Source organism: Sorangium sp. So ce327, assembly GCF_051530205.1.
GTDB classification, from domain to species: Bacteria; Myxococcota_A; Polyangia; order Polyangiales; family Polyangiaceae; genus Sorangium; species Sorangium cellulosum_B.
Genome location: NZ_CP150330.1, coordinates 3,315,001 through 3,340,579, shown reverse-complemented (window position 1 = coordinate 3,340,579; position 25,579 = coordinate 3,315,001). Strand labels below are relative to the sequence as shown.

Annotated in this window: 20 protein-coding genes and 1 rRNA gene (1 of these 21 cut by a window edge); 11 read left to right on the top strand and 10 right to left on the bottom strand. The window is 69.0% G+C overall.

The genetic code is table 11. From position 1 onward, the window contains the following. The first annotated feature begins 304 nt into the window (after nucleotides 1-304). On the top strand, nucleotides 305-2,017 hold the full coding sequence (locus tag WME95_RS12765) for a DUF1592 domain-containing protein (RefSeq protein WP_437908640.1): 1,713 nt from the start codon (nucleotides 305-307) through the stop codon (nucleotides 2,015-2,017). Nucleotides 2,018-2,026: 9 nt separating this feature from the next. Beyond that, nucleotides 2,027-3,331: a DUF1552 domain-containing protein gene (locus WME95_RS12760; protein WP_437908639.1), complete on the top strand. Its 1,305-nt coding sequence runs from the start codon at nucleotides 2,027-2,029 to the stop codon at nucleotides 3,329-3,331. A 209-nt stretch (nucleotides 3,332-3,540) separates the two neighbouring features. Here the strand turns inward: WME95_RS12760 and WME95_RS12755 are convergent, their stop codons facing one another. Both WME95_RS12755 and WME95_RS12750 read right to left on the bottom strand, forming a co-directional pair. Beyond that, on the bottom strand, nucleotides 3,541-4,494 hold the full coding sequence (locus tag WME95_RS12755) for an MBL fold metallo-hydrolase (protein WP_437908638.1): 954 nt from the start codon (nucleotides 4,492-4,494) through the stop codon (nucleotides 3,541-3,543). A 40-nt stretch (nucleotides 4,495-4,534) separates the two neighbouring features. Beyond that, nucleotides 4,535-5,188: an MEDS domain-containing protein gene (locus WME95_RS12750; protein ID WP_437908637.1), complete on the bottom strand. Its 654-nt coding sequence runs from the start codon at nucleotides 5,186-5,188 to the stop codon at nucleotides 4,535-4,537. Nucleotides 5,189-5,659: 471 nt separating this feature from the next. Between WME95_RS12750 and WME95_RS12745 the strand changes: the two genes are divergently transcribed. The 3 genes from WME95_RS12745 to WME95_RS12735 all read left to right on the top strand — a co-directional run bounded on the left by WME95_RS12745 (nucleotide 5,660) and on the right by WME95_RS12735 (nucleotide 8,896). Next, complete coding sequence (locus tag WME95_RS12745) at nucleotides 5,660-6,142, top strand: amidase family protein (protein WP_437908636.1); 483 nt, start codon at nucleotides 5,660-5,662, stop codon at nucleotides 6,140-6,142. 185 nt (nucleotides 6,143-6,327) lie between these two features. After that, complete coding sequence (locus WME95_RS12740) at nucleotides 6,328-7,536, top strand: pyridoxal phosphate-dependent aminotransferase (RefSeq protein ID WP_437908635.1); 1,209 nt, start codon at nucleotides 6,328-6,330, stop codon at nucleotides 7,534-7,536. A 220-nt stretch (nucleotides 7,537-7,756) separates the two neighbouring features. Then, entirely contained in the window at nucleotides 7,757-8,896 is a 1,140-nt protein-coding gene (locus WME95_RS12735; RefSeq protein WP_437908634.1) for an ATP-binding protein, read from the top strand. Nucleotides 8,897-8,933: 37 nt separating this feature from the next. Here WME95_RS12735 and WME95_RS12730 read toward each other — a convergent pair whose 3' ends face one another. The 4 genes from WME95_RS12730 to WME95_RS12715 all read right to left on the bottom strand — a co-directional run bounded on the left by WME95_RS12730 (nucleotide 8,934) and on the right by WME95_RS12715 (nucleotide 13,657). Continuing rightward, nucleotides 8,934-10,502 (bottom strand): FAD-dependent oxidoreductase, encoded by a 1,569-nt coding sequence (locus tag WME95_RS12730; protein ID WP_437908633.1) that lies wholly within the window; start codon nucleotides 10,500-10,502, stop codon nucleotides 8,934-8,936. Nucleotides 10,503-10,518: 16 nt separating this feature from the next. After that, nucleotides 10,519-11,667, bottom strand: a complete 1,149-nt coding sequence (locus WME95_RS12725; RefSeq protein ID WP_437552063.1) for a polysaccharide pyruvyl transferase family protein — start codon at nucleotides 11,665-11,667, stop codon at nucleotides 10,519-10,521. Between the two features lie 800 nt (nucleotides 11,668-12,467). Further along, nucleotides 12,468-13,025, bottom strand: a complete 558-nt coding sequence (locus WME95_RS12720; protein WP_437908632.1) for a hypothetical protein — start codon at nucleotides 13,023-13,025, stop codon at nucleotides 12,468-12,470. A gap of 2 nt (nucleotides 13,026-13,027) precedes the next feature. Beyond that, nucleotides 13,028-13,657, bottom strand: a complete 630-nt coding sequence (locus WME95_RS12715) for a hypothetical protein (RefSeq protein WP_437908631.1) — start codon at nucleotides 13,655-13,657, stop codon at nucleotides 13,028-13,030. A 569-nt stretch (nucleotides 13,658-14,226) separates the two neighbouring features. On the opposite strand from WME95_RS12715, the gene WME95_RS12710 reads away from it, so the two are divergent. Further along, nucleotides 14,227-15,063: a hypothetical protein gene (locus tag WME95_RS12710; protein WP_437908630.1), complete on the top strand. Its 837-nt coding sequence runs from the start codon at nucleotides 14,227-14,229 to the stop codon at nucleotides 15,061-15,063. 27 nt (nucleotides 15,064-15,090) lie between these two features. Here the strand turns inward: WME95_RS12710 and WME95_RS12705 are convergent, their stop codons facing one another. Further along, nucleotides 15,091-15,945 (bottom strand): SDR family oxidoreductase, encoded by an 855-nt coding sequence (locus WME95_RS12705; protein WP_437908629.1) that lies wholly within the window; start codon nucleotides 15,943-15,945, stop codon nucleotides 15,091-15,093. A 417-nt stretch (nucleotides 15,946-16,362) separates the two neighbouring features. Between WME95_RS12705 and WME95_RS12700 the strand changes: the two genes are divergently transcribed. From WME95_RS12700 to WME95_RS12680, 5 genes are all read left to right on the top strand, one after another. Beyond that, nucleotides 16,363-17,682 (top strand): ATP-dependent 6-phosphofructokinase, encoded by a 1,320-nt coding sequence (locus WME95_RS12700; RefSeq protein WP_437908628.1) that lies wholly within the window; start codon nucleotides 16,363-16,365, stop codon nucleotides 17,680-17,682. 137 nt (nucleotides 17,683-17,819) lie between these two features. Next, complete coding sequence (locus WME95_RS12695) at nucleotides 17,820-18,263, top strand: hypothetical protein (RefSeq protein ID WP_437908627.1); 444 nt, start codon at nucleotides 17,820-17,822, stop codon at nucleotides 18,261-18,263. 300 nt (nucleotides 18,264-18,563) lie between these two features. Continuing rightward, a complete protein-coding gene (locus WME95_RS12690; RefSeq protein WP_437908626.1) occupies nucleotides 18,564-20,069 on the top strand; it encodes a hypothetical protein in 1,506 nt (501 codons plus the stop codon). Between the two features lie 8 nt (nucleotides 20,070-20,077). After that, the gene (locus WME95_RS12685) at nucleotides 20,078-21,496 is read left to right on the top strand and encodes a hypothetical protein (protein ID WP_437908625.1); all 1,419 of its coding nucleotides are present in this window, start codon (nucleotides 20,078-20,080) and stop codon (nucleotides 21,494-21,496) included. A gap of 10 nt (nucleotides 21,497-21,506) precedes the next feature. Continuing rightward, nucleotides 21,507-22,346, top strand: a complete 840-nt coding sequence (locus WME95_RS12680; RefSeq protein ID WP_437908624.1) for a class II glutamine amidotransferase — start codon at nucleotides 21,507-21,509, stop codon at nucleotides 22,344-22,346. A 47-nt stretch (nucleotides 22,347-22,393) separates the two neighbouring features. Here WME95_RS12680 and WME95_RS12675 read toward each other — a convergent pair whose 3' ends face one another. The 3 genes from WME95_RS12675 to WME95_RS12665 form a co-directional block, all read right to left on the bottom strand. Then, nucleotides 22,394-22,768: a zf-TFIIB domain-containing protein gene (locus tag WME95_RS12675; protein ID WP_437552054.1), complete on the bottom strand. Its 375-nt coding sequence runs from the start codon at nucleotides 22,766-22,768 to the stop codon at nucleotides 22,394-22,396. A gap of 155 nt (nucleotides 22,769-22,923) precedes the next feature. Beyond that, on the bottom strand, nucleotides 22,924-24,723 hold the full coding sequence (locus WME95_RS12670; protein WP_437908623.1) for a hypothetical protein: 1,800 nt from the start codon (nucleotides 24,721-24,723) through the stop codon (nucleotides 22,924-22,926). A gap of 549 nt (nucleotides 24,724-25,272) precedes the next feature. Next, a 23S ribosomal RNA gene (locus tag WME95_RS12665) occupies nucleotides 25,273-25,579 on the bottom strand (it continues 2,701 nt past the right edge of the window).

The following is a 25,579-nucleotide window of genomic DNA, read 5'->3' as shown; positions in this document are numbered from 1 at the left end:
ACGTTCGTTCGGTCGTCGAGCACGCGTGCAGCGGCGCGTTTGCGGGTACGCCACGGGAGGTCCGCATGGCCAGTGGACGCCTTTCACGCCGACGATTCCTCGCTCCTGCTGGGGTGACCATAACCCTTCCTCTCTTGCCTTCCTTGTTGCACACGCCGAACGCCGCGGCCGCGCCGTGCGCGCCTGTGAGGCGGTTTCTCGAGTACGCCACCATGAACTACAAGGAGCTCGATGTTCGGATCGCGCTTGGATTTCCTGGCCTCACCCAGCTTCCTCTAACATTCCATCCTAGCAAGAGCGTTCCATGCCAATCGCAAAACGAATCGGTGTACTACGTTCACTCATGAGCCGCTCGTTTGGCCTTGCGGCGCCGCTCGCGGTCGTCGTGGCCAGCGGGTGCACGGGCGTCTTGGGAGTCGAGGGCGAGGCGCCGCCGGCGACCGAGACGCCGCCGGCGGCCGAGTGTGGCGCCACCCCTGCGCTGGCCAAACCGCGCATCTGGCGGTTGACCAACACCCAGCTTGCCAACACCTTGCGCGACGAGTTCGACGTCCAGCCGGCAGCGCTCGCGAACTTGCCGAGCGAGGCCAGGCTCGACGGCTTCGCCAACCAGGCCTCAAACCTGCGAATCGCGCCGCTCCTCGCGGACGTATATTTCGCCGTCGGTGAAGAGCTCGGGGCGCACGCGCTCCAGAACCCCGACAAGTTCGGGATCGCTTGCGACGTCGACAGCTTGGCGCCTGGCCCTTGCCTGGACGGCTTCGTCACCGAGACGGGGCGAAAGCTCTGGCGCCGCCCGCTCTCGACGACGGAAGTCACCTCCTTGAGCGCGCTCTTCGCCAAGACCGCCGCGCAGGGCGAAGGTGCTGCCGGAGGCGTCAAGAGCGTCGTACAGGCGCTGTTCATGTCGCCGAACAGCCTGCACCGCACGGAGCTCGGCACGGTGAAGGACACCGGAGCGGTGACGGCGCTGACGGACCACGAGGTCGCTTCGGCGCTCTCGTACCTGCTCTGGGATAGCGCGCCGGATGCCGAGCTCACCGCGCTCGCGGATCGAGGGGAGCTGCGCGACCGTACAGCGCTCTTGGCCCAGGCCAAGCGCATGTTCGAGGCGCGCGACAAGGCGGCGCCCGCCATGAACCACTTCTTCGAGCAGTGGCTGGAGCTCGAGAATCTCTCGACTTCGGTGAAAGAGGCCAGCGTCTTTCCGATGGTAACGCCCGAGTTGGCGCCCGAGTTCACCGCCGATTTGAAAGAAGAGCTGCGCCTGCTCACGAACAGCGTGCTCTTCGACGAGGGAGCGGATCGTCGCTTCGACTCGCTGTTCATGGGCACGTACGCGTTCGTGAACGAGCGCACCGCTCCGCTCTACGGTTTGAGCGGGGTGACCGGCGACGCCATGGTGCGCCGCGAGCTCAATCCGACGGAACGCCGAGGCATCTTCACCTCGCTGCCGTTTCTCTGGGGCCACGCGCACAGCCAGGATACGGCCCTCGTCGGGCGCGGCGCCTACGTCCGCGCAGAGGTCCTGTGCCACCGCGTGCCGCTGCCGCCCGGCGGTGTTCCGAATGCCGGCCGTTTTGCCCCGGAGGACGCCACGGGTCGGCAGAGACTCGGCGTTCATGCGAGTCCGGGCTGCGCCGTCTGTCACGATCTGTTCGATGGAATCGGGTTTGCGCTCGAGAACTACGACCCCATCGGTCGCTACAGAACGACGGAGCACGACCAGCCGATCGATGCAAGCGGCAGCCTGCCGCTGCCGAGCGAGGAGAATGCGCTTCCCGGAATCGTGTTTTCCAACTTCGTGGAGCTCGTGGACGAGCTGGCGCAAAAGCCGGATGTCTACAGCTGCTTCGCCCAGCAGTTCGCCGCCTACTCTTCAGGATACGACTTTCCGGAGCTCGACGCCTGTGAGAAGGAGCGCCTCGTGGACGAATTTGCGCGCTCACAGCACGCGATTGATCAATTGGTGCTGGGCGTGATCGCGTCGCCCAGCTTCATCGACCGGAGGAACTAGGAGCTCGCCATGCGCAACGTAAAATTTTCCCGGCGTACGATGCTTCGTGGCCTCGGCTACGGAACGCTCTTCTGTTCTGGGCTGGCCGACAACCTCTACGCACAAACCGTCCCGCGGATCACGCGCGTCGCCATGTTCGGCTACGCAAATGGCTCTCAGTATCAATCGGAGCCGACCGGCGGCGAAAGAAATTTCGTGCTCAAGCCGCACATGGCGCCGCTCGAAGCGGTGCGCGACGACATCCTGGTGTTCAAGAACCTGACGCTCAAGCGCGACGGCGGTAACGCGCACCGCTCGGCGTCGTTTTCGGTGTTCGGCCTCGGCGCGCGGACCAGCATCGACCAGGAGTTCGCCAGGTTCCTCAAGGACACGACCCCCCTGGCATCGCTGGAGATCGCGGTCGGTCAGACGTCCGGCGACGGCGGCGTCATCCCCGGGCTGTCTCAGGTCGATGGGAAGTTCATCCCCAGCGTGAAGAACCCGCTGGCTGCGTATCAGCGCATCGCCGACCGCATCAGCGGGGGCGGCATGTCCATGAACACGCCGAACGCCGCCGAGCAGGCGCTGCTCCGCCGTCAGAGCGTGCTCGACTTCATCAAGGACGATGTCCGGTCCTTCCGCGGGCGGCTCGGGCCGGAGGAAGCCACCAAGATGGACTTCTACCTCGAGTCGCTGCGCACGCTCGAACGCGATGTCGGCGGCAGCATCCCCACAGAGGGCTCGTGCAAGCAGATCGGGTCGACGCTGCTCAGCAAGGACACCATGATGAACGACATGCCGGAGCACAGCCGGCTCTATCTCGACATCATGGCGATGGCCTTCGCCTGCAACATCACTCGCGTGGCGACCATGATGTGGGGCGGCGGCGAAAACAACGAAGCCGTCAAGTTCGGTGACATCGATATCTCGGCCTGGCACTCCGTCTCACACGGCGATCCGGACGGCGCTCCTGGACAACAAATCACCCGGCTCCAGGCCTATTTCGCGGGAGAGTTCCGCTACTTCATCGAAAAGCTGAAAGGCCTCTCCGACGGCGAGTTCTCGGTGCTCGACAACACCGCAGCGGTTCTCTGCACCCAGAACGGAAGCAGCCAGTTGGGCTCCGGCCAGAACTTCGCCGAGACCGACCACCCGCCCCAACACGCACCTTTCGTGGTTGCCGGCAGATGTGGAGGTGCTTGGACGACCGGGCGCATGCTCGACGCCGGTGGGCGCAATCACAACGACGTCTATGTCAGCATTGCCCGGGCGATCGGCATGAACGTGACGTCTGTCGGCCGCGCTGACTGGTGCAAGGGTCCGCTCATCACCTAGCTGGCGGCCGATCGCGGCGCGGCAACGGCGGTGCCGCGCCGCCCCGCGGGTTCCCGATCCCATGACCGAGCCCCGCAAGCTGTGGAGCGAAGGCGCGCGCGCCCGGTCGATGCATTCCTCGACGAAAGGGACATCGGCAGCGGCTGGAAGAACACGACGAGCATCGACGGCCTGCCGGGCCTGCCCCCACCGTCAGGAGGTGACTGATCTCAGAGCCCGCGGGTCTCGCCGACGTCGAGGATCCAGAGGCGCTCCAGGTCGCCGCCGCTCTTCAGGAAGGCCTCGCGCGCGCGGACCGGCGGCTCGCCGATCGGCTCGTCGGTGAGCTTGTACGTGCCCCAGTGCATCGCGACGAAGGTGCGCGCGCCGAGCAGCTCGGACGCCCGCACGGCCTCTTCCGGGCCCATGTGCTGCGGCTCCATGAACCAGCGCGGGGCGTAGGCGCCGATGGGCAGCATGGCCCAGTCGATGGAGCCGCCGCTGCGCTCGCCGATCTCGGCGAAGCCGTCGAAGAAGCCGGTGTCGCCCGAGTGGTACGCGGCGCCCTCGGGGCCGCGGATCACGAAGCCGCCCCAGAGCGCCTCGTTCCTGTCCCAGGGCATGCGCATCGACCAGTGCCGCGCGGGCACGAGCGTGATCTCGACCTGGCCGACGTGGACAGACTGCCACCACGCGAGCTCGTCGATCGCGCCCGCGCCCAGCTTCGCGAGGAGCGCGCCGTTGCCCTGCGGCACCACGAAGCGGGGCCGGAGCGGCGCGTTCTTCTTGCCGAGCTTGCCCGGGTGCACGGCGTGCGCCGCGAGGATGCGCGACAGCGTGGGCGTGTCGAGGTGATCGCGGTGGTTGTGCGTGATCAGCACCAGATCGATCTCGGTGAGATCCTCGAGCGGGATGCCCGCCGGGGCGAGCCGCTTCGTGGTGCCGAGGCCTGTCGCGAGGATGGGATCGATCAGGATGCGCAGGCCGCCCAGCACCAGCAGGAACGACGCGTGCCCAATCCACGTGAGCGAGGCGCGGCCGCTCTCGACGAGCGAGCGGTCGTACGCGCGGTGCGGCGTGACGAAGCCGTCGGCGACGGCCTTCTCGCGGGCGCCGAGCTTCCACTTGAGGACGTCGGCCGCGCCGCGCGCGGGCGTGGTGGCGAGATGATCGAAGCGTCCCACACCCGGCGGTATACCACGCGGAGCGAGGCGGCGAAGAGGGTCAGCCCGCGCTCGCGAGAGACACAGGCGCCCGCCGCAACGCGAGCTTCCTCAGGAACGTCACCGGGTCGAGGTAGTACGGATTCTCGTGCACGTGTCCGCCGATGATCACGTGCGAGTGCGTGGCGAGCACATCGGCGATCACCCGGCCGCTGAAGCGATTGACGTCGTAGCAGCAAAGAAGCGTGCAGTCGTGCTTGAGCGCCAGCGTGTTCAGCTTTGCTTCGTAGACCATCAGGTCCTCGGTGCCAGGCAGGTTCTTCAGCGCCCATTCCATGTCGCCGCAGGTGCGAACGGACTTGAACTCGCCTTCGGCCGCGCCCTCGAGCACGCCCTCGACGGTCGAGTACATGCGGTCCGCGACGAACACGTTGTCCTGGATGTACGTCTGCTCGGAGGGCACGACCTTGAGCTGGCCACGCTGAATCGCATCCTGCACGGGCACGCCGCCCTTTTGCATCCGATTCACATGGTCTTCATGCACGCTCGACTCGAGGATGGTCACCACCTCGTCGCCGGTATCGATCCCTTCCTGGAAGTACGGATTGAGTACGTCGTACATCTCCTTGCGTGAATCGAAGAACGCGCAGATGTGTTGCAGGCCGTGCAGCTCCTTGCCGCAGAGACTCACTTTTCGCGTACGTGTCGGCGTCATGTTGCACTCCTGGAGATCGCACGTCTACCACCTCGTCGCGTCGGCGTCGACCCATCCTGGTACAGCATCCTTCCCGGAGCTCGTCCCTGAATTGACGCTGCGTCCGCCTGGCGACGATCCGGGCTGGGCGGGTTACTAAAAGAAGCGAGCTCGTCGGGGGACAACGCCGCAAAGCGAGTTACTCGATGGGCGCGAGCGTCCAGGGGAAGTCGGTCAAAACGGATTTCGCGCGAGCTCGGGTCACCTACGCGCGTGTGGGGGTGCCCCCGCACGTCGGGCCGATCGCGCGCACGGTCGGTGACGCAGCGGTGCTCCTCTCGGTCCTCTCCGGTCCTGACGACCGCGATCCGTTCCGGGCCCCGCCGCCGCGCGAGGACGCGCTGTACCTGGGCGCGCTCGACGCCCCCGGCGCGTCCGACACGCTCGACCCGTCCGACGTACGCTTCCTGCGCCGCGTGCGGGTCGGCGGAGGTGGCGCCGCCGTTCGCGGACCCGGGGGGTGTGCTGCGGACGCTGTTCGCGGCGCGCGCCGCGCACACGGTGCGGGAGCTCGGGCCGGCGCAGCGCGCGCTGCTCGATCCGGCGGTCCAGAGCGCGGCAGCCCAGGGAGAGGCGCTGAGCGCGGTGGCGTACCTCGAGGCGGAGCGGCAGCGCGCGGAGCTGGCCCTGGCCATGGCCGTGTTCCATCGCCGCTTCGATCTGCTGGTGACGCCGACGTCGGCCGGGGCCGCGCCCCTGATCGAGGGCGGCGCGCTCCCGGCCTCCTTCGCCGCGCCCTTCAGCCTGACGCGCCAGCCGGCGATCAGCGTGCCGATGGGCCTCACCAGCGCCGGCCTGCCGCTGGGGCTGCAGATCGTGGGGCGCCACTTCGAGGAAGCGCTGGTGCTGCGCGCCGCGCTCGCGCTCGAGCGAGAGAGCGCCCCGCTGCGGGCGCCGCCGCTCCGCGCGAGCTGAGCGCATGCAACGGCGGCCATTTCATCGCGGCTGTTGACACACACCGCAGGGCTGGGTGTGGTCCCGACAGCATGGCGGCAGGTCTCGCTCTTCCTTCTTGCAACTGGCCAGCGAAGGTGGCCTCCTGAATCACGGGGACGAATCGCCTGGTTGATGCTGGTTCAACACCACGAGAGGAGCGCCCCATGCAGCCTCGAACGACAGCGAGCGAAGCACTCGACGCCCCGGATCGCCGGGCCGGCGCGCCGCCCATCGACATGGCGCTGAACCACGGCACGTACTGTTCCGACCGGTGCGCCGACGTCCTGCGGCGCCACGCCGGCAACATCTCCCTGCGGAGCTACCCGGCCGGGGACAACGGAGATCTCCGGCGCGCGCTCGCCGCCGACGCGGGCGTCAGGCCGGAGAACGTGCTGGTCGCCAACGGGAGCGGCCCGCTGCTCAAGACCTGCATCCCGTTCCTGATCGAGCGCGAGATCAGGCGTTCGGCGATGCGGACCCTGCGCCATTTGCTGAAGCGCACGGCGTATCCCATCATCACCACCCGCCTCACGTACTCCAAGGTGCCTGCCTCCGGCGTCCGCGTGGGGCTGCGGTGCGAGCTGCTCCCGCTCCATCCGGAGAACGGCTTCGCGCTCGACGTGGGGAGGCTCGAGTCCCGCCTCTCGCGGCAGGACGGCCTGGTTTACCTCTGCAATCCCAACAACCCCACGGGCAACGTCCTCATCACGCGGCAGGAGCTCGGTCCGCTGCTCACCCGGTTCCCGGGCTCCCTCTTCTTCATCGACGAAGCGTACGTGCACTACCTCGAGGAGAGCCCGAACACCCGGATGGCGGACCTGGTGCTGCGCCATCCGAACCTGATGGTGCTCCGTAGCTTCTCCTTCGCCTACGGGCTCGCGTCGGTGCGCGTGGGGTACGCCATGGGGGACGCGAAGATGGTGGCGCAGATGGAGGCCAAGATGACGCCGCACCGCGTCGGGCAGCTGGCCGCGGAGCTCGCGATGGCGTCGCTCCAGGACGGCGGACACCTCGGATTCGTCCGGCATCAGACAGCGAGGGAGCGAGCCAGGCTCATGGCGGCCATCGGAGCGCATCGCGCGCTGGAGGCCTATCCGTCGCAGACCAATTTCATCCTGTGCCGCGCGCGCGGGGCCTGGTCCGGGGCGAAGATCCACGACGCGCTGCTCGCCCGAGGCGTGAAGGTGAAGGCCTTCGAGCCGTTCGGCGACGAGCGATACGACGACTACTTCCGCGTGACCGTCGGCCTTCCGGCGGAGAACACCTGCTTCATCGAGCAGCTCGACGCCCTGATGAGCCCGCGCCGCAGGGAGGAGCCCTCCAGGACGGCGGCGCCTGCGGTCCGCCAGGTCGAGCTCTCGGAGCTTGCTTAGGGAGCCGCTGGCACCAGCGCCTGGGCCCGCTCCCCGGCCTGTAGGAAGCATGCGGAGCAGGTGAAGCTCCTGCGGCGCACGCTCGATCGGCTCCCACCTCGGCTACCTGGCCCCGTCCGGCTCGTGTTTCTCCCGGGGGGCCTTGCGGGATCCATGACAATGGCCAGCCGCGCCGCGCGGAATGACGAGGCGCATCGACATCGACGGGGGGAGAGCGCACGTGAGCCACACGTTGTCGCGCATCACGGTCCTGCTCCGTGAGCGAAGCGAGGAGATCATGGGCCGGTGGATGGTGCGCGTGCGGAGCGCGCCGAAGATCCCACGGGCCCGTGAGCTCACCGATGAGGAATTGAGAGATTACACGCCGAAGCTCCTCGACGACCTCATCGACTCGCTCGCGCAGCCGGGCGCGCCGGACGGAGCCAGCGGCCCGGAGATCGGCAGCTCGAAGGCCGCCAAGGTGCACGTCTCGCATCGCATCGCCGAGGGCTACACCCTCGCGGAGGAGCTGCGCGAGCTCGGCCTCCTTCGCTCCGTGATCGTGGACCTGTGCGCGCGGGAGGGGGTGGTGCTCGGCGGCGAGGAGGCCCAGCTCGTGCACTCGGCGCTCGACGAGGTGATGATCACCGCGGCCGTCGAATACGAGCACACGAGCTCGGCCGATCTCCGCCGTGACGTCGCGCTCCACGAGCTGTTCATCGCGGTGCTCGGGCATGACCTGCGCAACCCGCTCTCGGCCATCCGGTTCGCCACCGCCGCCCTTCTCAAGCGCGAGGACGTCACGACCGCCGCCGCGAGGCTCGCCCAGCGCATCGCCGCGAGCACGGACAGGGCGGTGCGGATGGTCGAGGAGCTGCTCGACCTGACGCGCATCCGCTCCCACCATGGTCTTCCGGTCGAACCGGAGCCCGTCGACCTCCGCGCGATTTGCCAGCGCGTGGTCGAGGAGCTCGAGCTCGCCCACCCGGAGCACACCCTCCGCTTCACGGCCCACGGCGACGGGCGGGGCACGTGGGATCCGGGCCGCATGGGGCAGCTCCTGTCGAACCTGATCGGCAACGCCGTCGACTACAGCCCGCCGGAGGAGCCGGTGCAGGCGGAGCTGCGCGGGCACAAGAAGGACGTCGTGATCGAGGTGACGAACCGCGGGACCCCGATCCCGCCCGAGCTGCTGCCCGTCCTCTTCGATCCGTTTCGCCGGAGCGAGCAGAGCCAGCGGGTCGTACAACGCTCGAAAGGGCTCGGGCTCGGGCTCTTCATCGTCAAATCGATCGTCGACGCGCACGGAGGCTCCATCCAGGTCACGAGCACGCTGGAGGAGGGCACCACGTTCCGCGTCACGCTCCCCCGCTCGTCGTAGCGCGGTCGCTTCGCCGACACACGCCGTGGCGCGGCGCTCAGACCGGCCTCAGCGCCGGCCAGGCCAGCTCGATGCCCTCGCGGACCAGGAGCGCCTGGAACTCTTCGCAAAGCGAGCTCCGGGCACGCACCTGCCGCGGCAGCACGCGGCGCTCCAGGCAGAACGTCGCGAGCAGCCCCGCCGCCTCGCCGACGCTCCACTCCACGGGGTGGACCCGGTAGGCGCCGTTCGTGATGTGCGTGACGCCAAGGTTCTTCCCGCCCGGCAACAGGTTCTCCACCCGCACCGGGATGAGCGCACCCAGCGGTATCTGGAAGGGCCAGCAGCCGAGATCGAGGTACCCGGCGCCCCCGACGCGCGGGTGCAGATCGATGCGATAACACCCGATCCCGACGCTCTCCTCGAACGTCGCGGGGCCGTCGGGCCGGAGGGGATACGCGATGTGCTGCTCCAGCACCGTGAGCTCGGCCCGGATCCGGCGGGACTCGCGGATGTAGGGCGCTGGCGCGAGGCCGTCGACCGTGCCGCCGACCACGTCCCCGCGGAGGCGCAAGCCTGGATATCCGACCCCGCCGTCCGGGCGAGGCGCCTCGGTCTGCATCCAGTACAGAAGGCTCAGGCTGAGGTTCCGCGCTGCATCCAGGTTCCGCGCGGCCTCCGCCTCGTCGACGCCGCAGACGGGCCCGAACCAGTAGTCGTTCTGCGGCCAGTTCACGATGGTGACGTCGCTCGGCGCGAACCCCGCTTCGAAGACCGTCCTGTCGAGGATCCGCCGGAAGCTCCACCAGGGATGCCGGTCTTCCGCGGCGAACAGACCTCGCGTCAGAGGCTCGAGTGTATCGGGTCGAACCGCCGTCCAGTCCAGCAGCCGACCCGGCCAGCCGGGCGGCTCGAGGAAGCGCCAGCGCTCGTACTGAGAGGGCCTGTCGATGGTATGGTCCTCTCCAGGGTGGTGCTCGATCGCAAAGCAGACGGTGATCGCCTGCTGGGCCCCCGGATCCGCGCGCTCGGGGGCGTGCGGCTCGCAGGTATCCGCGCGAGACTCCGCCCCGAGCGCGTGCTCCACGCCAGCGAGCGAGAGGAGCTCGCCATGAGGCGTGGCGTCGATGAAGAGGTCGGCCACGAGGAGGACATCGCGCCCCGATTCGAGCCCTCGGACCACGACGCCGGTCACCCGATCGCCGTGCGTCGACGCCGAGATGGGCCGGTGAGCATGGAGCGCGACGAGGCGCCCGTTGAGCCGGTACGGCGCGATCATCTCGTGCAGGACCGCCACCGCGACCCGCGGATCGTGGCACAGGCGGCTGACCCAGCCGTTGCCGGGGTTGAGCTCGCGGAGCGCCCTGGCCGACGCGGTGAGCGGGAGATGCCTGCGGTAATACTCGCGGATCCCCTGGCGCAGCGCGCGGTAGCTCCGGGTCGCCCCCATGTCCTCGATCCACGGGTGCTCGTCCGGCGGGACCGCCTGGTTCGTCAGCTGGCCCCCGAGCCAGCGAGTCTCCTCCGTCAGGACGACGCGGCGGCCCGTCCTGGCCGCCGCGAGCGCCGCCGCGCAGCCGCCGAGCTCTCCGCCGATGACGGCGACGTCGGTCCGGATCACGTCCATCGCCAGCTCCCCGCGCTCACGCGCTCTTCCGCGCTGGCTGCGCCGCCGGAGCTCGCCGCGCGAGGAGCTCGGTGACGAGCTGGTTGGTCTCCCTCGCCCTGGCCTTCAGGCCGGGGAGCAGCCGGCGGATCTTCGCGCGGATCTCGTGACGCGTGTCCCACGAGCGATCGAGCCTGGCGATGAGCTGCCCGGAGCTGATGGTCCCGAGGGGCGGGGTCTCCATCTCGAGGTCCTCGATGAACCCCGCGACCTTGGACGCGTAGGGCAGCGCGACGAACGGGGTCTCGCGGAGCGCCGAGAAGATCAGGAAGTGGAGGCGCATGCCCACCACGAACTCGAGGTGCCCGACGAGGCTGAGGATCTGCTGCGGCGTGTACCGTCGCCTCAAGACCTCTGCCCGCTCGGCGTTCTTCATGTGGGCGACGACCGCGTGGCTGTGCTGCACGTCCGTCCGTTCCATGGACACGAACACGACGTCCGCGTCGAGGCGCTCGACGACGAAGTCGGCGGCGTTGGCGAGCAGGCCATAGTACTCGTCAGGGTCGATGTCGGGCGCCGCCGGGCCCGGCTCCCTGACGGAGAAGCCGACGAGGTGCCGCTCGAACTCGACCCCTTCGGCCCGGATGGCCTCGATGGGCAGCGCCTCCTCGCGCAGCAGCAGGGCCGGATCGGCCGTGAGGCGGATCTCGCGATTCACCCCCACCTCCTCGAGGAGGCGACGTCCCTGCTTGTCTCGTACGGTGACGATGTCCGCGGCGTTCAGCGCCGCCCGCACGGCTTGCTTCGCGCTCGGGTCCGACAGCGGCCCGGCGCTCACGGCGTAGATCACGACGGGCACGCCGCGCTCCTCCGCGATGAGCGCCTCTCTCAGATAGACCGGCGCGTCCCGATCGTACAGGATGCCTCCCCCGCCGAGGACGAAGAGATCCAGGCGCTCGATCTCGGCGGTCGATTCCATTCGTGTGAGGTCACGAACGGGGACGACGCGCTCCACCTGGTGGCGCATCTTCGTGTCCTCCGGGCACAGCGAGAACACGGTGATCTCCGCTGGTATCGACGCCCGGAGCTGCGTGACGATGCCATCGAGGATGGCCTCGTCGCCGAGGTTCATGCCGCCATAGGACCCTGAAATCCCGACCCGGAACGGCTGGTTCGCCTTGTCCATCGTGGGCTCCTCCCGCGAGCGCCTCCGCTCGATCGCCGCGCCGCCACGTCGCGTCGAGCGCGGCCCTCCGCCAGCTGCGACCCGCCCGGTCGTCCGAGATCGTCAGCGCAGCGCAGGACCTTGCCACGGCGGCGGCGAGGCGCAATGTCCGCCGGCGGAGGACGCACCATGGGACACGCGCAGGCGCGGGCGACCCGGAGTGGATCGAGAGAGCCAGGCGACGAGGCGCGCCCGGCCAAGGGGCTGCGCGCGGTGCGAGCCGCGGTGCGAGCCGCGGCGCGGGTCGCGCCGGCCGTGCCTGTGGGTGATGTCGTGGAAGAGGCCTGTCAGCAATCCTTCCCTGCCAGCGACCCGCCCGCCTGGACGCCTGCGAGAGCCGGCCTGCCGCGCGACGACCGGCCAGATCAGGCCATGAGAGGAGCGCGGACGACGCTACCAGCGCGTGCTGGCCGAGCACCGGAGGTGAAGGCAGCGGCAAAGGGTTGAAGAAGATGCCGCTCGGCGGACGCTCCCCTGTTCAGTCCGCAAAGGTAGAGGTGACGGGGGCTTCATCGTCTACCCGTCCTTAGGGCTGATGGGTGAGGTCCAGAGCACCGGACCCTCGACGCGCGCCGGCTCAGCGGAGGGCGGCCGCGTGGCCCTGGGCGCGCTGCGCGAACCCGATCGGCTCACGCGGGGTGACCTGCGGCTACGCTACCGCCCAGCCGTCCCAGCGCATGCCGGCCCGTAGGCCAGGTGCCGGGTTGTGTACCCGTTGTGGACAGCGACGGACGGGGGGACAGCTGCGGCTCCTCACCAAGCTAATTCACATGGACTCTGTAGCCACGGAACGTGACGGGAGGAACGTTGTGGGAGCAAGAGTCAGCAGGAAGAAGCGAGCTATAGCCACCAGGATCGAACTCAATCCATGCGTAGCCAAACGGATGATCATACCACACACCGATCCAGTTCGGATCGAGCCCGACGTGGTCCAACGAGACGATGCCCGGGCCTCCATCCGAATCCAGGTCACCAAGCGCCCATTCTCCTGCTGTGTTGCAGCTAGATCCAAAGGCGCCAGTGCTGATGTCGCTGTACGTGACGCACGCCCGTGCAGAAGGCATCGCGTCATGGGCGTTATGGGAGTCAGTGCAATAATAGCTGGACGCAGGCAACGCATTTGTGAAGTCGACGACCACTTTTTCGACGTCATCGAGCCCGTTGGTGAACCAGTGCGGAACCGGACATTTATACACGTCACCAGTGCCCTGTTGGCATTCGAGGGGGTGAAACCTATAGACTGTCGCGTTTGCCTCTGCGACAGTGGTCGCAATAGACGCGGCGGCAGCGACGACGGCTGCGATCTTGACTGTATTCATTGCTACTCCTGATTGTTGATGCGATGTTGCTTACTCGAAGACGACTGGTCGAGACAGCGTTCAAATCTTACAAATGTTGTAACGTCGTTGCTTCCACCGGCTGGGGGTTTGCCCATGGTTTGGACGGCGCAACGGATCGAGTAACGCGCTGAAGCGACGGCGGGGTCGTGCTCGATGGCTTCCGCAAGGCTCTTCCAGCGGAGGCTCGCAACGCAGCGTCTTGATTTACAGTCGAGTGTTCGTACCTCGAACCCGAGCTTGTCAGCGAGGTTGCGCAGGTCCTGCTCGAGCAGCGCGGACGCGCGGGGCCCCCACTCCTGGTCGGCCGGCGCCGCCTCGAACTCGCGGAGTGCGGCTTCAAAGCGCGCCAGAGCCCTCGCTTCGGTCGCCGCTTCGTCCCGCTCCGAGACATCAGCCGTGACCGAGGTTGCTTCATCCGTGGAGGGCGCCAGTCGCGAGTTGGCAGCCCCCCTCCGAGCTGGGCGCTGGGTGGGCTGCTCGTGTGGAACCACCGCGGGTTCCAGCGCTTGGGGCTCACTTGAGGAGTTCCCTTTCGTGGTCACCGTGAAAGTGACCGCGGCGGTAAGGAGCATGGCGACGACAGACAATAGAATCGCTCGCGCGGTAGACATGCCGTGTTCTTCCTGCGGGCGCGCTTCGGCGGAACGCTCGCAGCGTCACCAGAAGAGATCCGCTTCAGATACGGTAAGGACTTAACCGAATGCGGTGCGCATTACAATCTCCCAGACTACGATCGTCAAGATCAATTTGGCCGTTCGAAACGTGCTCAGGTAAATTTCGAAACGTGCTCAGGTAAATAAGGTGAAGAGAGTCCGGGACGCGTGGCGCGGAGGAGTCGCCGCCGGCAGCTTCGAGCAACAGCGTGACAGCGGGCCTCCGCGCTGCTGCTCACATTGTCACACCTCACCAGAATCAGCACACATGGTGCGCAAGGTATTCGAGGACGTTCTCTCCCGAGCACCCATCCCACACCGGCAGGTGGCCACCAGATGCACTGATGCACCTGCGGTCAATCTCATCTAAGGTGCCATGGATTGAGGCCTACCTGATAACCTTCCGTTATCGCGCACCGGTAGACACCACACTCATCGAGTTGATCTAGCGGACTCGTGCCAGCACCCACGAGAGGCCCTGGGCGACGCTGGGCGAGAACCGTGCTCGTGATAGTATGAGGGGACCGATGCTTCCGCGCGCTCTCGCCTTGCTCGCCCTGTGGACCTGCGGCTGCGCCCCGGCGCTCTCCACGCTCCAGCCGGCCCACGTGGCCGAGAAAGGCCATGTCCAGGCCGAGCTCGGGCTCGACGTCTCGATCCCGACCGGCACGCTGGCGTCGATGGTGGACGCCGGCGTCGTGCTGGCCGACACCGCGGAGTCACGAGAGCTGTCCGAGGCCGAGCGGCAGGCGCTCTTCGAGGCGGGCGGCGCGCTCGCGTTGAACCCGCCCTCGGTCACGCCGCACCTCGGCATCGGCTACACCGCGCTCGATCGCTGGGAGATCAACCTCCGCACGACCGGCAGCGCGTTCCGCCTGGGCACCCGCTACCAGCTCCTGAAGAGCGACAGGCACGGCGTCGATCTGACGGCCGGCGCCGGCGTCGGGCGCTACGTGATGGAGTTCCCCGTCGGGAGCATCCTTGGCATCGTCGAGCTCGAGGACTTCACGCGATGGCAGGTCGACCTGCCGATCCAGATCGGGAAGGCCGGCACGTGGTACCGGGTCTGGGGCGGCCCGCGCCTGATGTTCACGACCTTTGACACGTCGCTCGTCCTGGACCTGCCCGCCTTCACGGGCTACCCGGGAGAGCGCGAGCTCGCGTCGTTCTCCGGCACCGGGTTCTATCTGGGCGGCCAGGCTGGCGTGGCGCTCGGCTACAAGCACGTATTCTTCGGCTTCGAGCTGACGATGGCGGAGATCTTCTCGAGCGGCGAGCTCACGGTGCTCGGCCAGAGGGCGGTCGCGGTCGACCTCGACAGCTTCATCGTCTACCCGTCGGTAGGGCTGATGGCTGAATTCTAGAGCGCCGGACGATCGAGCCGCGTGACCTCAGCGGAGCGCTGCCGCGTGGTCCTGAGCGAACCGCTCGAAGCCGATCGGCTCACGCCCGGTGACGTCCTTCACCGCCGAGGTCACGCCGGCGCCGGCGCCGCTCCGGTAGAGCCGGTTGAGGTCGATCATCGCATCGGCATAGAGATCGGGGATCCCGCCGGCGACCATACCGGCCTTCGCCGCCTCGTCGGACACCGCCACATAACGCACCTCCTTGCCGAGCACGCGCGTGAGGATGTCCGCCGCCTCGCCGTAGGAGAACGCCGATGGGCCGGAGAGCTCGTACGCCTTGCCTTCATGGCCCGAGGTCGTCAGCGCCAGCGCCGCGACCCGCGCGATGTCGCGCACGTCGATATGGCTGATCTTCGCGTCGGCCGCGGGCAGGTAGAAGGCGCCCTGCGCCCTGATCGAATCGGCCATGTAGGTCACGAAATTCTGCATGAAGCCGTTCGGCCTGAGGAACGTCCAGGCGAGGCCCGAGGCCTCCACCGCGCGCTCTATCGGCCGGTGGATCTTCGCGAACGAGTACGCCTCGTCCCCGGCGCCCCAGACCGAGAGCTTCACGAGCCGCTTCACCCCGGCGGCCCTGGCCGCCTCGACGACCCGGATCTCCGCTTCGATCTGCCCGGCGCCGCCGGACCCCAGCAGGAACACGGCATCGACGCCGTCGAGCGCCGGCCGCAGCGTCTCCGGCTTCGCGAAGTCGAGGATCACGGCGTCGTGCCCCGCCGCCTTGGCCTTCTCGGCCTTGTCGCTGGAGCGGTGGGCGACGCGGGGCTTCACGCCCATCGACTTCAGCTCATCGAGGAGGGCGCCTCCGACAGTCCCTCCGGCTCCCGTCACGAGAATCATGGGTGGTTCCTTCCTGATGACGCGGGCCTCGGCGCGCCTCACGGCGGCGTCACGCGGCTCGCGGGCCCCGCACGATGCGGGTGAACGTCATGGTTGGCAATAGATCCGTGTCGGCCCGCTCGGCGCCCCGTCGCTGGTCGCCCGGCGGCACGGCGACCCTCGGCCATCGCGCGAGCCCCGCGGTGGCGCGCTCGTCCCGAAGACCCGCGTCTTTCTGGACAGGGTGGCGGCCTGGGTCACGAGGAACGGGAGCTGCGCGTAGCGCGCTGCTCCTCGCGTCGGAACGGAACCGCGCGGCGTTACGATAGCTTATCGCTCCCGAAAAGCGGCCGAAACACGCGCCGTCCGATCATGGCAGGGTCCCCGCGGCGGTGCTCGCCGTAGGGGCGCTGTTCTCCTCACCTGGAGGCATTGCGCGTGGTGACCCCTGCCGACCTCGCCATCAAGGATCTCGGCCCTTGCCGGCACCCCTCGCCCGTCGCCGAGAAGCTCGGCGAGAAGGCCACGGTGTACGTCGGCGAGGCCGACAAGGTGCTGTTCAACGATCGCCTGTCCGCCGTCCTCGCGGACGCCTCCGGCGCGCGGCCGCCGGCGTTCGAGCTGGCCGGGCCGCGCAACCGCGTCTTCTGGGATCCGAAGGAGATGCGCGCCGGCATCGTGACGTGCGGCGGGCTCTGCCCCGGCGTCAACAACGTCATCCGCGGCCTCGTGCTCACCATGGCGCAGAGCTACGGCGTGCCGGAGATCTTCGGCTTCCGCTACGGCTACGAGGGGCTCGTCGCCCGCTTCGGGCACGCCCCGATGCGCCTCGATCCCCGGAGCGTCGAGGAGATCCACCGCATGGGCGGCACCGTGCTCGGCACCTCCCGCGGCAACCAGGACCCACACCAGATGGTGGACACGCTCGAGGCCCTCGGCATCAACGTCCTCTTCGTCGTCGGCGGCGACGGCACCATCCGCGGCGCGATGTCGCTCGTCCGGGCCATCGAGGAGCGCCGCCTGTCGATCGGGGTCGTCGGCGTGCCCAAGACCATCGACAACGACATCAAGTTCATCGACCGCAGCTTCGGCTTCGAGAGCGCCTTCGCCGCCGCCGTCGACGTCATCCGCAGCGCGCACGTGGAGGCCTCGGGGGCGAAGAACGGCATCGGGCTCGTCAAGCTGATGGGCCGCCACTCGGGCTTCATCGCGTGCGCGGCGGCGCTCGCGTCGGCGGACGTGGACGTGGTCCTCATCCCCGAGGTCCACGCCGAGCTCGACGGCCCGAGCGGGCTGCTCGCGCACCTGGAGCGCCGGCTCGCCCGCCACGGCAACGCCGTGATCGTCATCGCCGAGGGCGCCATGCAAGAACACTGCACCTCCAGCGCGGAGCCCATGGCGACGGATCTCAGCGGCAACCTCAAGCTGAAGGACATCGGCCTCTTCCTGCGCGACCGCATCAACGCGCACTTCCGGGCGCGCGGCGTCGAGGCGACGCTGAAGTACCTCGACCCGAGCTATCATATCCGCAGCGTCCCCGCGTCGCCGTCGGACAGCGTGTATTGCTGGAACATGGCCCGGAACGCGGTCCACGCGGCCATGGCGGGCAACACCGAGATGCTGATCGGCCGGTGGCACGGCCGCTTCGTTCACGTGCCCATGCCCCTGGCCGTCCGCATGCGCAAGCAGGTCGACCCGACGGACGACCTGTGGATGGCCGTCGTGGAGGCCACGGGGCAGCCGCTCTCGTTCTGCTAGCATTCCTGGCAGGAGTCCGGCCGGGGATCCGGAGGGAGATTCAACGCAAAGGCGCAAAGGCGCAAAGGCGCAAAAGAACAATTGGATCGGCCATCTCCCCGCGCGCCGCGGGCTCGCCCCGTGCCATCATGGCCGGCATGAAGATCTCGTTGCCCTCTCGCTCGCTCGTGCTCGCTGGCCTCGCCTGTCTCGCCGGCTGTACCAAGGAACCCGCGCCGCAGGCCCCAGGAGTCGAGGCTCCGCCGGCGGCCCCGTCGGGGGCGGAGACCTCGCCTGCGGCGCAGCCCCCACCGGCTGCCGGCGGCGAGCCGCGCGCTGCGGCGTCGGAGCTTCGGTGCGAGGCCGACACCGACTGCGTGGCGTCCTGCGCGCGGGCCGGGCAGTGCTGCGACCAGCTGTGCCCGCCGTGCGACCAGGCGTTCCACCGCGACGCGCTCGCGGAGCTCCAGAAGTGGCGCGCCGCGAGCTGCGCCGCCGAAAGCTGCCCGGTCGCCAAGTGCATGGCGCCGAAGGAGGACTCGGTCGCTCGCTGCAAGGCGGGCGCGTGTGTTGTCGAGCGCGTCCCGCACATCGACCGATGAGCCGGCGCCCGGGATGAAACCTCCCCGACACCTGCGCGAAATCCAGGAAACACCTTGGCACAGCGCCCACGGCGCGTTTTGCCACAGGCTGCATCCGCGCCACACCGATCGAGCTCTACGCGAGCGGGCGGCGGTCTCCGGCCTCCTTCATGTCGAGACCGCCGTCCGTGGCCCTGCGCTTGCATTGCGCGGCGCGTAGGGCGCGGGAACATCGCGATCCCGGCGGCGAGCTCTCCTGGAGCCCACGGCGCTCGCCGTGCTGGAGGACGGACCCTCGCCGCGATCGCAGCGGGAGGTCCCTTGGGCATCGAGATCCAGCAAGACCACTTCAAGACCGTCGATTATCGGCTCTTCAAGACGCGGCTCCAGCAGAACCTCGCGGCGCTGGAGATGGTGCTCGCCCGGCCGGGGTTCGGCCACGGGGAAGCGACGATCGGCGCCGAGCTCGAGATGTTCCTCGTCGATCGCGAGGCGCGCCCCGTGCCGATCGGGGCGGAGATCGCGCGCGCCGCGGCGAGCCCGATGATCACGCCGGAGATGGGCGCGTTCGACATCGAGCTCAGCACGCAGCCGGTGCCGCTCGCCGGCAGGCCGCTCTCGGCGCTGCGCGAGCAGATGCGCGCGACCGTCGAGGCGATCCGCGAGCGCGCGGCGGCGCGGGGCGCGCGCGTGGTCCCGGTCAGCATCCTGCCGACCTTCCAGCGGCGCGACTTCAGCCCTGCGACGATCACGAACCTGCCCCGGTACCGGGCGCTCGCCGCGGGGCTCTGCAGGCTGCGCAGGGCGCCCTTCCATATCCAGATCGACGGCGCCGAGCCGCTGGAGCTCACGTCGGACGACCCCGCGATGGAGGCGGCGAACACCGCCTTTCAGATCCACCTCCGGGCCACGCCCGACGCCTTCGCGCGGCTGTTCAACGCCGCCATGATGATGACCGCGCCCGCGCTCGCGGCCTCGTGCAACTCGCCCACCTTCCTCGGCCACAGGCTGTGGCACGAGACGCGGGTGGCGGTGTTCAAGCAGGCCGGCGACGATCGCCCGCCGGCGCCCGGCGCGGACTGGAAGATGCCGGCCCGCATCGGCTTCGGGACCGGCTGGGTGCGCGACGGCGCGGCGGAGCTCTTCATGGAGAGCGTCGCGCTGCACGAGCCCATCCTCCCCGTGTGCGGCGACGAGGACGTCGTCGGCTGCGCGCGGGCCGGCGGGATACCGCAGCTCCACGAGCTCCGCCTGCACCACGGCACCGTCTGGAACTGGAATCGACCGGTGTACGATCCGGCCGGTGACGGCCACTTGCGGATCGAGCTTCGCGCCCTGCCGTCCGGGCCCACGCTCGATGACATGCTCGCGAACGGGAGCTTCCTGCTCGGAGGCATCCTCGCGCTCGCGCCCTCCATCGCAGAGCTCCTGCCGTCGTTCCCGTTCGAGCTCGCCGTGAGGAACTTCTACCATGCGGCGCACTACGGCCTCGACGCCGAGCTCGTCTGGCCGGCCGTACCGGGGGCCGCGCCGAGGTGCGTCCGCGCGCGCGATCTCCTCCTCTCGCTCTTGCCGCGGGTCGAGGAGGGCCTCGTGACCGCGGGGGTCGACGGGGACGAGGCCCGCCATTATCTCCAGATCTTCGAGGCGCGGGTCGCCAAAGGCATCACCGGCGCCACATGGCAGCTCCGCGCGCTCTCGGCGCTGGAGATGGGCTCCGCGTCGCGCGAGGAGGCGCTGAGGAAGATGCTGGAGCGGTACATGGCCGAGGTCGACTCCGGCGCGCCCGTGCACGCCTGGGGGACCCCGCGCGCGGGCGCGACATGAGGTCGCCGATGAGCCAGGACGCCACGAGATCCCTCGCGGAGCAGATCGACGCCCGGCTCGCCGCGCCGGGGGCGATGGACGCGGCGCGGTTCGAGGCGTTCCTCGAGGCCCAGCGGCGGCTCGGGCTGGTCCACGGCGCGCGCCCGCTGTGCCGCTACCTGCGGCCCTACCTCATCGCCGAGCAGGACCTCGCCGCGATCGCCCGCGCGGCCGAGCAGATCGCCTCCGCGCTGGAGAGGGTCGCGCAGCGCGCGATCCGGGACGACTTCCTGGCCGAGGAGGTCGGGCTCTCCGCGGACGAGCGCGCCCTCGCCGCGATCGTGCCGGGTCCGGGGCCGCTCCACACGGTCGGGCGACTCGACATGCTGATCACCGACGGCGGCTTCTCCTTCATCGAGTACAACGCCGACTCCCCCGCCGGCCTCACCGACCAGATCCTCGTCGAGCGGACGCTGATGGCGCTCCCCCACCTCGCGCCGCTCCGGGACGGGCACGGCCTGCGCACGCCGGCGCCGCACCGGGCGCTCCTCGGCGCCCTGCGCGAGGGCTACGCCGCGTGGGGCGGGCGCGAGGCGCGGCCCGCGATAGCCATCGTCGACTGGGCCACCGTCGACACCTCGGCCGAGCTCAGGGTGCTCGCCGACCTGTTCTCGGCCGAGGGGCACCGGACGACGATCGTCGATCCGGACGAGCTCACGTACGACGGCCGCCGCCTCGGAGCGGGCGGGGAGCGGATCGATCTCGTCTACCGGCGCGTGATCACGCAGGAGCTCGTCGGGCGGCGCGGCCTCAATCACCCCCTGATCCGCGCCTACTGCGATCGCGCGGCGTACGTGACGAACTCGTTCCGGATCAGGCCCCTCAACAAGAAGGCGGCGTTCGCCGTGCTGAGCAACCCCATGTTCTCGGGCCTGTTCACGCCCGAGCAGCGCGCGGCCATCGCGGAGCACGTCCCCTGGACGCGCCGGGTGACCGCGGGCCGCGCCGCGTGGCGGGGCCGCGAGGTGGATCTCGCCGAGCTCCTCCTCGGAGAGCAGGAGAGCTTCGTGCTGAAGCCGAACGACGAGTACGGCGGCAAAGGCGTGCTGCTCGGGTGGACGGCGACGCCGGCGGCCTGGAGAGAGGCAGTCCGGGCCGCCGCGGATCAGCCCTGGATCGTGCAGGAGCGGCGCCGCCCGCGCACCGCGCGCATGCCGACGTTCCGCGGCGGCGCCGTGGAGGAAGAGCAGGTCTATTTCGACCTTTGCCCCTTCGTCTTCGCCCGCGGCGTGGAGGGCCCGCTCCCCACCTTCACCACGCGCATGGAGGGCGCCATGGTCCGGCTCTCCGCCTCGGAGGTCAGCAACGTCTCCGCGGGAGGCTGCGTCACGGGGCTCGTGATCGTCGACGGCGCGCGCGCGCCGCGGGAGGGTGCCCGTCATGTGTGAGCTGCTTGGAATGGTGTCGAACGTACCGACGGACATCGTGTTCTCGTTCACGGGGCTCGCGCTCCGCGGCGGGCAGACGGGGCCGCACGCGGACGGCTGGGGCGTCTCGCTGTACGATGGGCTGTTCGCGCGCACGTTCCTCGAGCCTCACCCGGCCTTCTCGAGCCCGCTCGCGCGGTTCATCCGCGAGAACCCGATCCACACGGCCCTCGCCATCGCGCACGTGCGCAAGATGACGCGCGGGGCAGCGGCCCTGAAGAACACGCACCCTTTCATGCGGGTCCTCCACCGCCGGCACATCGTGTTCGCGCACAACGGCACCTTGCCCACGGTCAGGGATCGGAAGCTCCACGTCGAGACGCCGGTCGGCGACACCGACAGCGAGCACGCCTTCTGCATCCTCCTCGAGGCGATCCGGAGCGCGTTCGGCGAGAGGTACCCGGGCGACGCGCGGGAGCTGGGGCGCCTTTTGTACGAGCTCGGGAACGAGCTCGGCGCCGATGGCGTCTTCAACTTCCTGTTCGCGGACGGCGAGCACCTCTTCGCCCGCTGCGGCGACCACCTGTCCTGCATCCTGCGCCAGGCCCCGTTCGGCGAGGCCACGCTCGTCGACGCGGATCTCAAGGTGAACTTCAACGACCTCCACGGCGTCGGCCCCGACGCGCGGATGGCGGTCGTGGCCACCGAGCCGCTCACGCGCGACGAGCTCTGGCGCAAGGCGACGCCCGGCACGCTGTGGGTCTTCCGCGCCGGCGAGCTCCTGGCGACGTTCCCCGAGGCCCGCGAGGACTCCGGCCCCGAGCTCCCTGGGCCGAGCACGCTCCCGGGAGCGGACGGACGGGCTCCTTAGAGCGGTTCCCGCCCCCGCCTCTGGTGCACGCGACGCAGAGCGGCGCTCTAGCCGCGCGGGCGCGCGAACAGGTCCCGGAAGAAGTCGCTCAGCGTGTGCTCCTTGTAATCGCGGAACTCGCCGGCATCGAAGTAGACGCCTCCGCAGACGCTGCAGTTCTCGTACCAGATGTGCGACTGCTGCGGGTCGACCATGCGCACCATCGGCGTCGAGCAGCGGGGGCACGGCACCCGCCGGATCTGGTTGTTCTTCCGCCCTACCGAGGGGTCGCCGGTGTCGATCTGCTGGGAGCCGTCCATGGCCTTGAGGGACTCCTTCTCGCGGCTGTCGAACCAGATCCCGCCGCACGCCGTACACCGATCGACATCGATCCCGCCGAAGGTGACGATATCCATCGAGGCCGTGCATTTCGGACAGTTCACGTCATGCTCCAGTGCGGCGTCCGCCGCGGTCGGGAGCGATGGTATCAGACGCCCCGGATCGCGGGAAGAGCGTCGATCCCCTCGCCGGAGACGGTCGGCGGCATGCACGGTCGCCGGGCAGCGGGCAGGCTGCGTCGACCGCGCGGCGCGCGACGTCATTTCGAGCCCATCTTCTCCTTCACGATCTGCTGCAATCGATCGAAATACGGGCTGTCACGCCGGACGGCGATGCCGAACTGGGATGTCCCGAGCTTCGACTTCGAGTAGACGACATAGCCGGACATCTCGCGGTGGGCCGTCAGATCCTCGGTCATCTGCACGTAATGCGGGTGTGGCATGTAGATGAGATCGGGCTTGTAGGCCTCGAAGAACCTGTCCGCGGAGAACGGCTCGAGCGCGAAGCGCGGGTCGTTGAGGCCGGCCATGTCGATGATCGTTTTGCCGAGGTTCATCGCGCCGAGCATCCCGACCTCGGTCGTGGCGATGACGAGGTCGTCGGGGAGCTTCGAGACGCGATCGATCGCGAACCAGTATTTCTGCGGTCCCGAGGTGCTGCCGTGCTTGACGATGTTGAAATGCCCGAGCCGCTTCGCCGTGACGGCGCCGGCGAGGTCCCTGCCTGCCGCGGCGAGGGGAGTCGACAGCTGGAGCCAGAGGATCGCCAGCGCGGCCACGCCGGCCAGGGGCAGGGCGGCCGCCGCGGGCTGGCCGATCGCGTCGGAGAGCGTCCGCGCGAGCCGGGCGGCGCTCCGGCAAGCGAGGTAGATGAGGCCCGGCAGCGGCGCGTAATAGAACCGCTGCGCGAACCCCATGATCGGCACGACGAACATCCACGAGTAGGCGAGGCACAGGAGCGTCGCGGCGAGGACCCCTTTGTCGAACGCCGAGGACTCCGCCCAGAAGGCCCGGGGGCCGCTCCTCCGCCCCTCGCCTGCCGGCGCGCCGGGCCTCGCCTGCCGCGCGCCGAGGCCCACGAGCACGTCGAGCGCGATGACGGTGAAGAGCGGCCAGAAGAACTCGAGCCAGTCGACGAGATCGATGGTCGGCCGGCCGCGGTAGGCGCGGAGGATCCCTGATCCGTAGAGGTTCGTCGACTTGGCATAGAACGGGAGCGGGAGGGGCGAGCCGAAGTACAGCTTGGCGGCCGCGAGGTGGAGGGCGAGGACGCCCGCCGTCGTGGCGAGGGCGGCGAGCCCGAAGCGCCGGCGGTCGCGGTCGCGCTCGAGCGCGACGAGCGCGAGCGGGACGAGGACGGCGAAGGCCGTGAGTTCTGGCCGCACCGAGAAGGCGAGCCCGCCGAACGCCCCGAGCGCCACCCCGCCGGCGAGCCGGGCCGTGCCGAGCAGCCGCAGCGTGAGGAGCAGGTACGCGGTGAGGAAGCAGAGGCCGAACGACGTGTCCATGCCGCTTACGAAGTGATCGGTCAGCGTGGACCGGGCGGCGCAGAACGCGACGAGGGCGAAGCAGGACAGGCGCGCGACCTTGCCGTCGCCGGCCGCCCGCAGGACGAGCAGGGCGAGCAGGACGAGCAGCACTGGCCCCCAGACGAGGCTCTGGAGCATCGCCGCGAGGCTCGTGTTGCCGCCGGCGATGAGGTGGAACGGCACGGCGGCGACGATGAAGGCGAGCGAGGTGAGCCCGTAGGACGGCGGCCCCTTCGGGTTCCACGCGATGCTGTGGTCGGTGAGGATGTTGTGCGCGTACCGCTGGAACATGTACGCGTCGTCCCAGAGCGTCGTCAGGTCGAAGCGCACCACCGTCTTGAACGCGAGCAGCGCGAAGCAGAGCGCCATCGTGATCCAGAAGCAGACCGAGGCGAGCCTGCGCACCGCCTCACGTGGCAGCGACGGAGCGCGCTCCACGGCGTCCTCCGCCGCGCCCTGCCCTGCCGGTGCATCCGCGGACGGTTCAGTTCGCTGCTCCTCCGGCAGCGTGGTTTCTACGTGCGTCGTCATCGTGCTTCGCGCCCCCGACTACATGGTTCCGGCCGGAAGCCGTGCTTCCGCCGAAGGGTTCGCGTCACCGAGGCGAGCGCCGTTGGAAGGCTCGCAACGCTCGGACTTCCTTCGCGGATCGACGCGTTGCGCCGTCTGCGTGGGCCATTGCCTCAGAGGTCGCATGCGGCGACCATAGTCCCACCAGCAGCGCGCCGTACATCCGGAACCGGCGTGGAAAACTTGCCCCGCGCAGCACGAAGCGGTGCGCGGCCGCGTCCGGCGCCGTGGCGCGCATCGGACCCGGGCCCAAGTCCTTCGCGCGGAGGAAGCCCCGTCTCGTCGGGCCGGTCAGCCCACCGAGGCCTGTACGTGGCGCGAAGAACGAGGCCCCCTCGGGCGCCCCGGCCGGCCAGCCCTGCGAGGCCGAGGTCCGCGGGGCGAAGACAAAAGCAGAAAAGCCCGCATGACGTCCGCCATGCAGGCTCTCTTCTGAAGCGTCTCTCGCACGCTGCGACGCGCTGCTCACACCCGAGCACCGGGCACGAGGCTCGTCACGTTCCATGGAGTATGGTCAAGCCGCACGACCTATTAGTACCGGTTAGCTCCGCCGATTGCTCGGCTTCCACACCCGGCCTATCAACCTCGTGGTCTACGAGGGGTCTTTAGGGGCCTTGCGGCCCGGGACACCTAGTCTTGAGGCCGGCTTCCCGCTTAGATGCTTTCAGCGGTTATCCGTTCCGTACATGGCTACCCGGCTATGCCCTTGGCAGGACAACCGGAACACCAGAGGTACGTCCACCCAGGTCCTCTCGTACTATGGGCAGCTCCTCTCAAGTGTCCTACGCCCACGGCAGATAGGGACCAAACTGTCTCA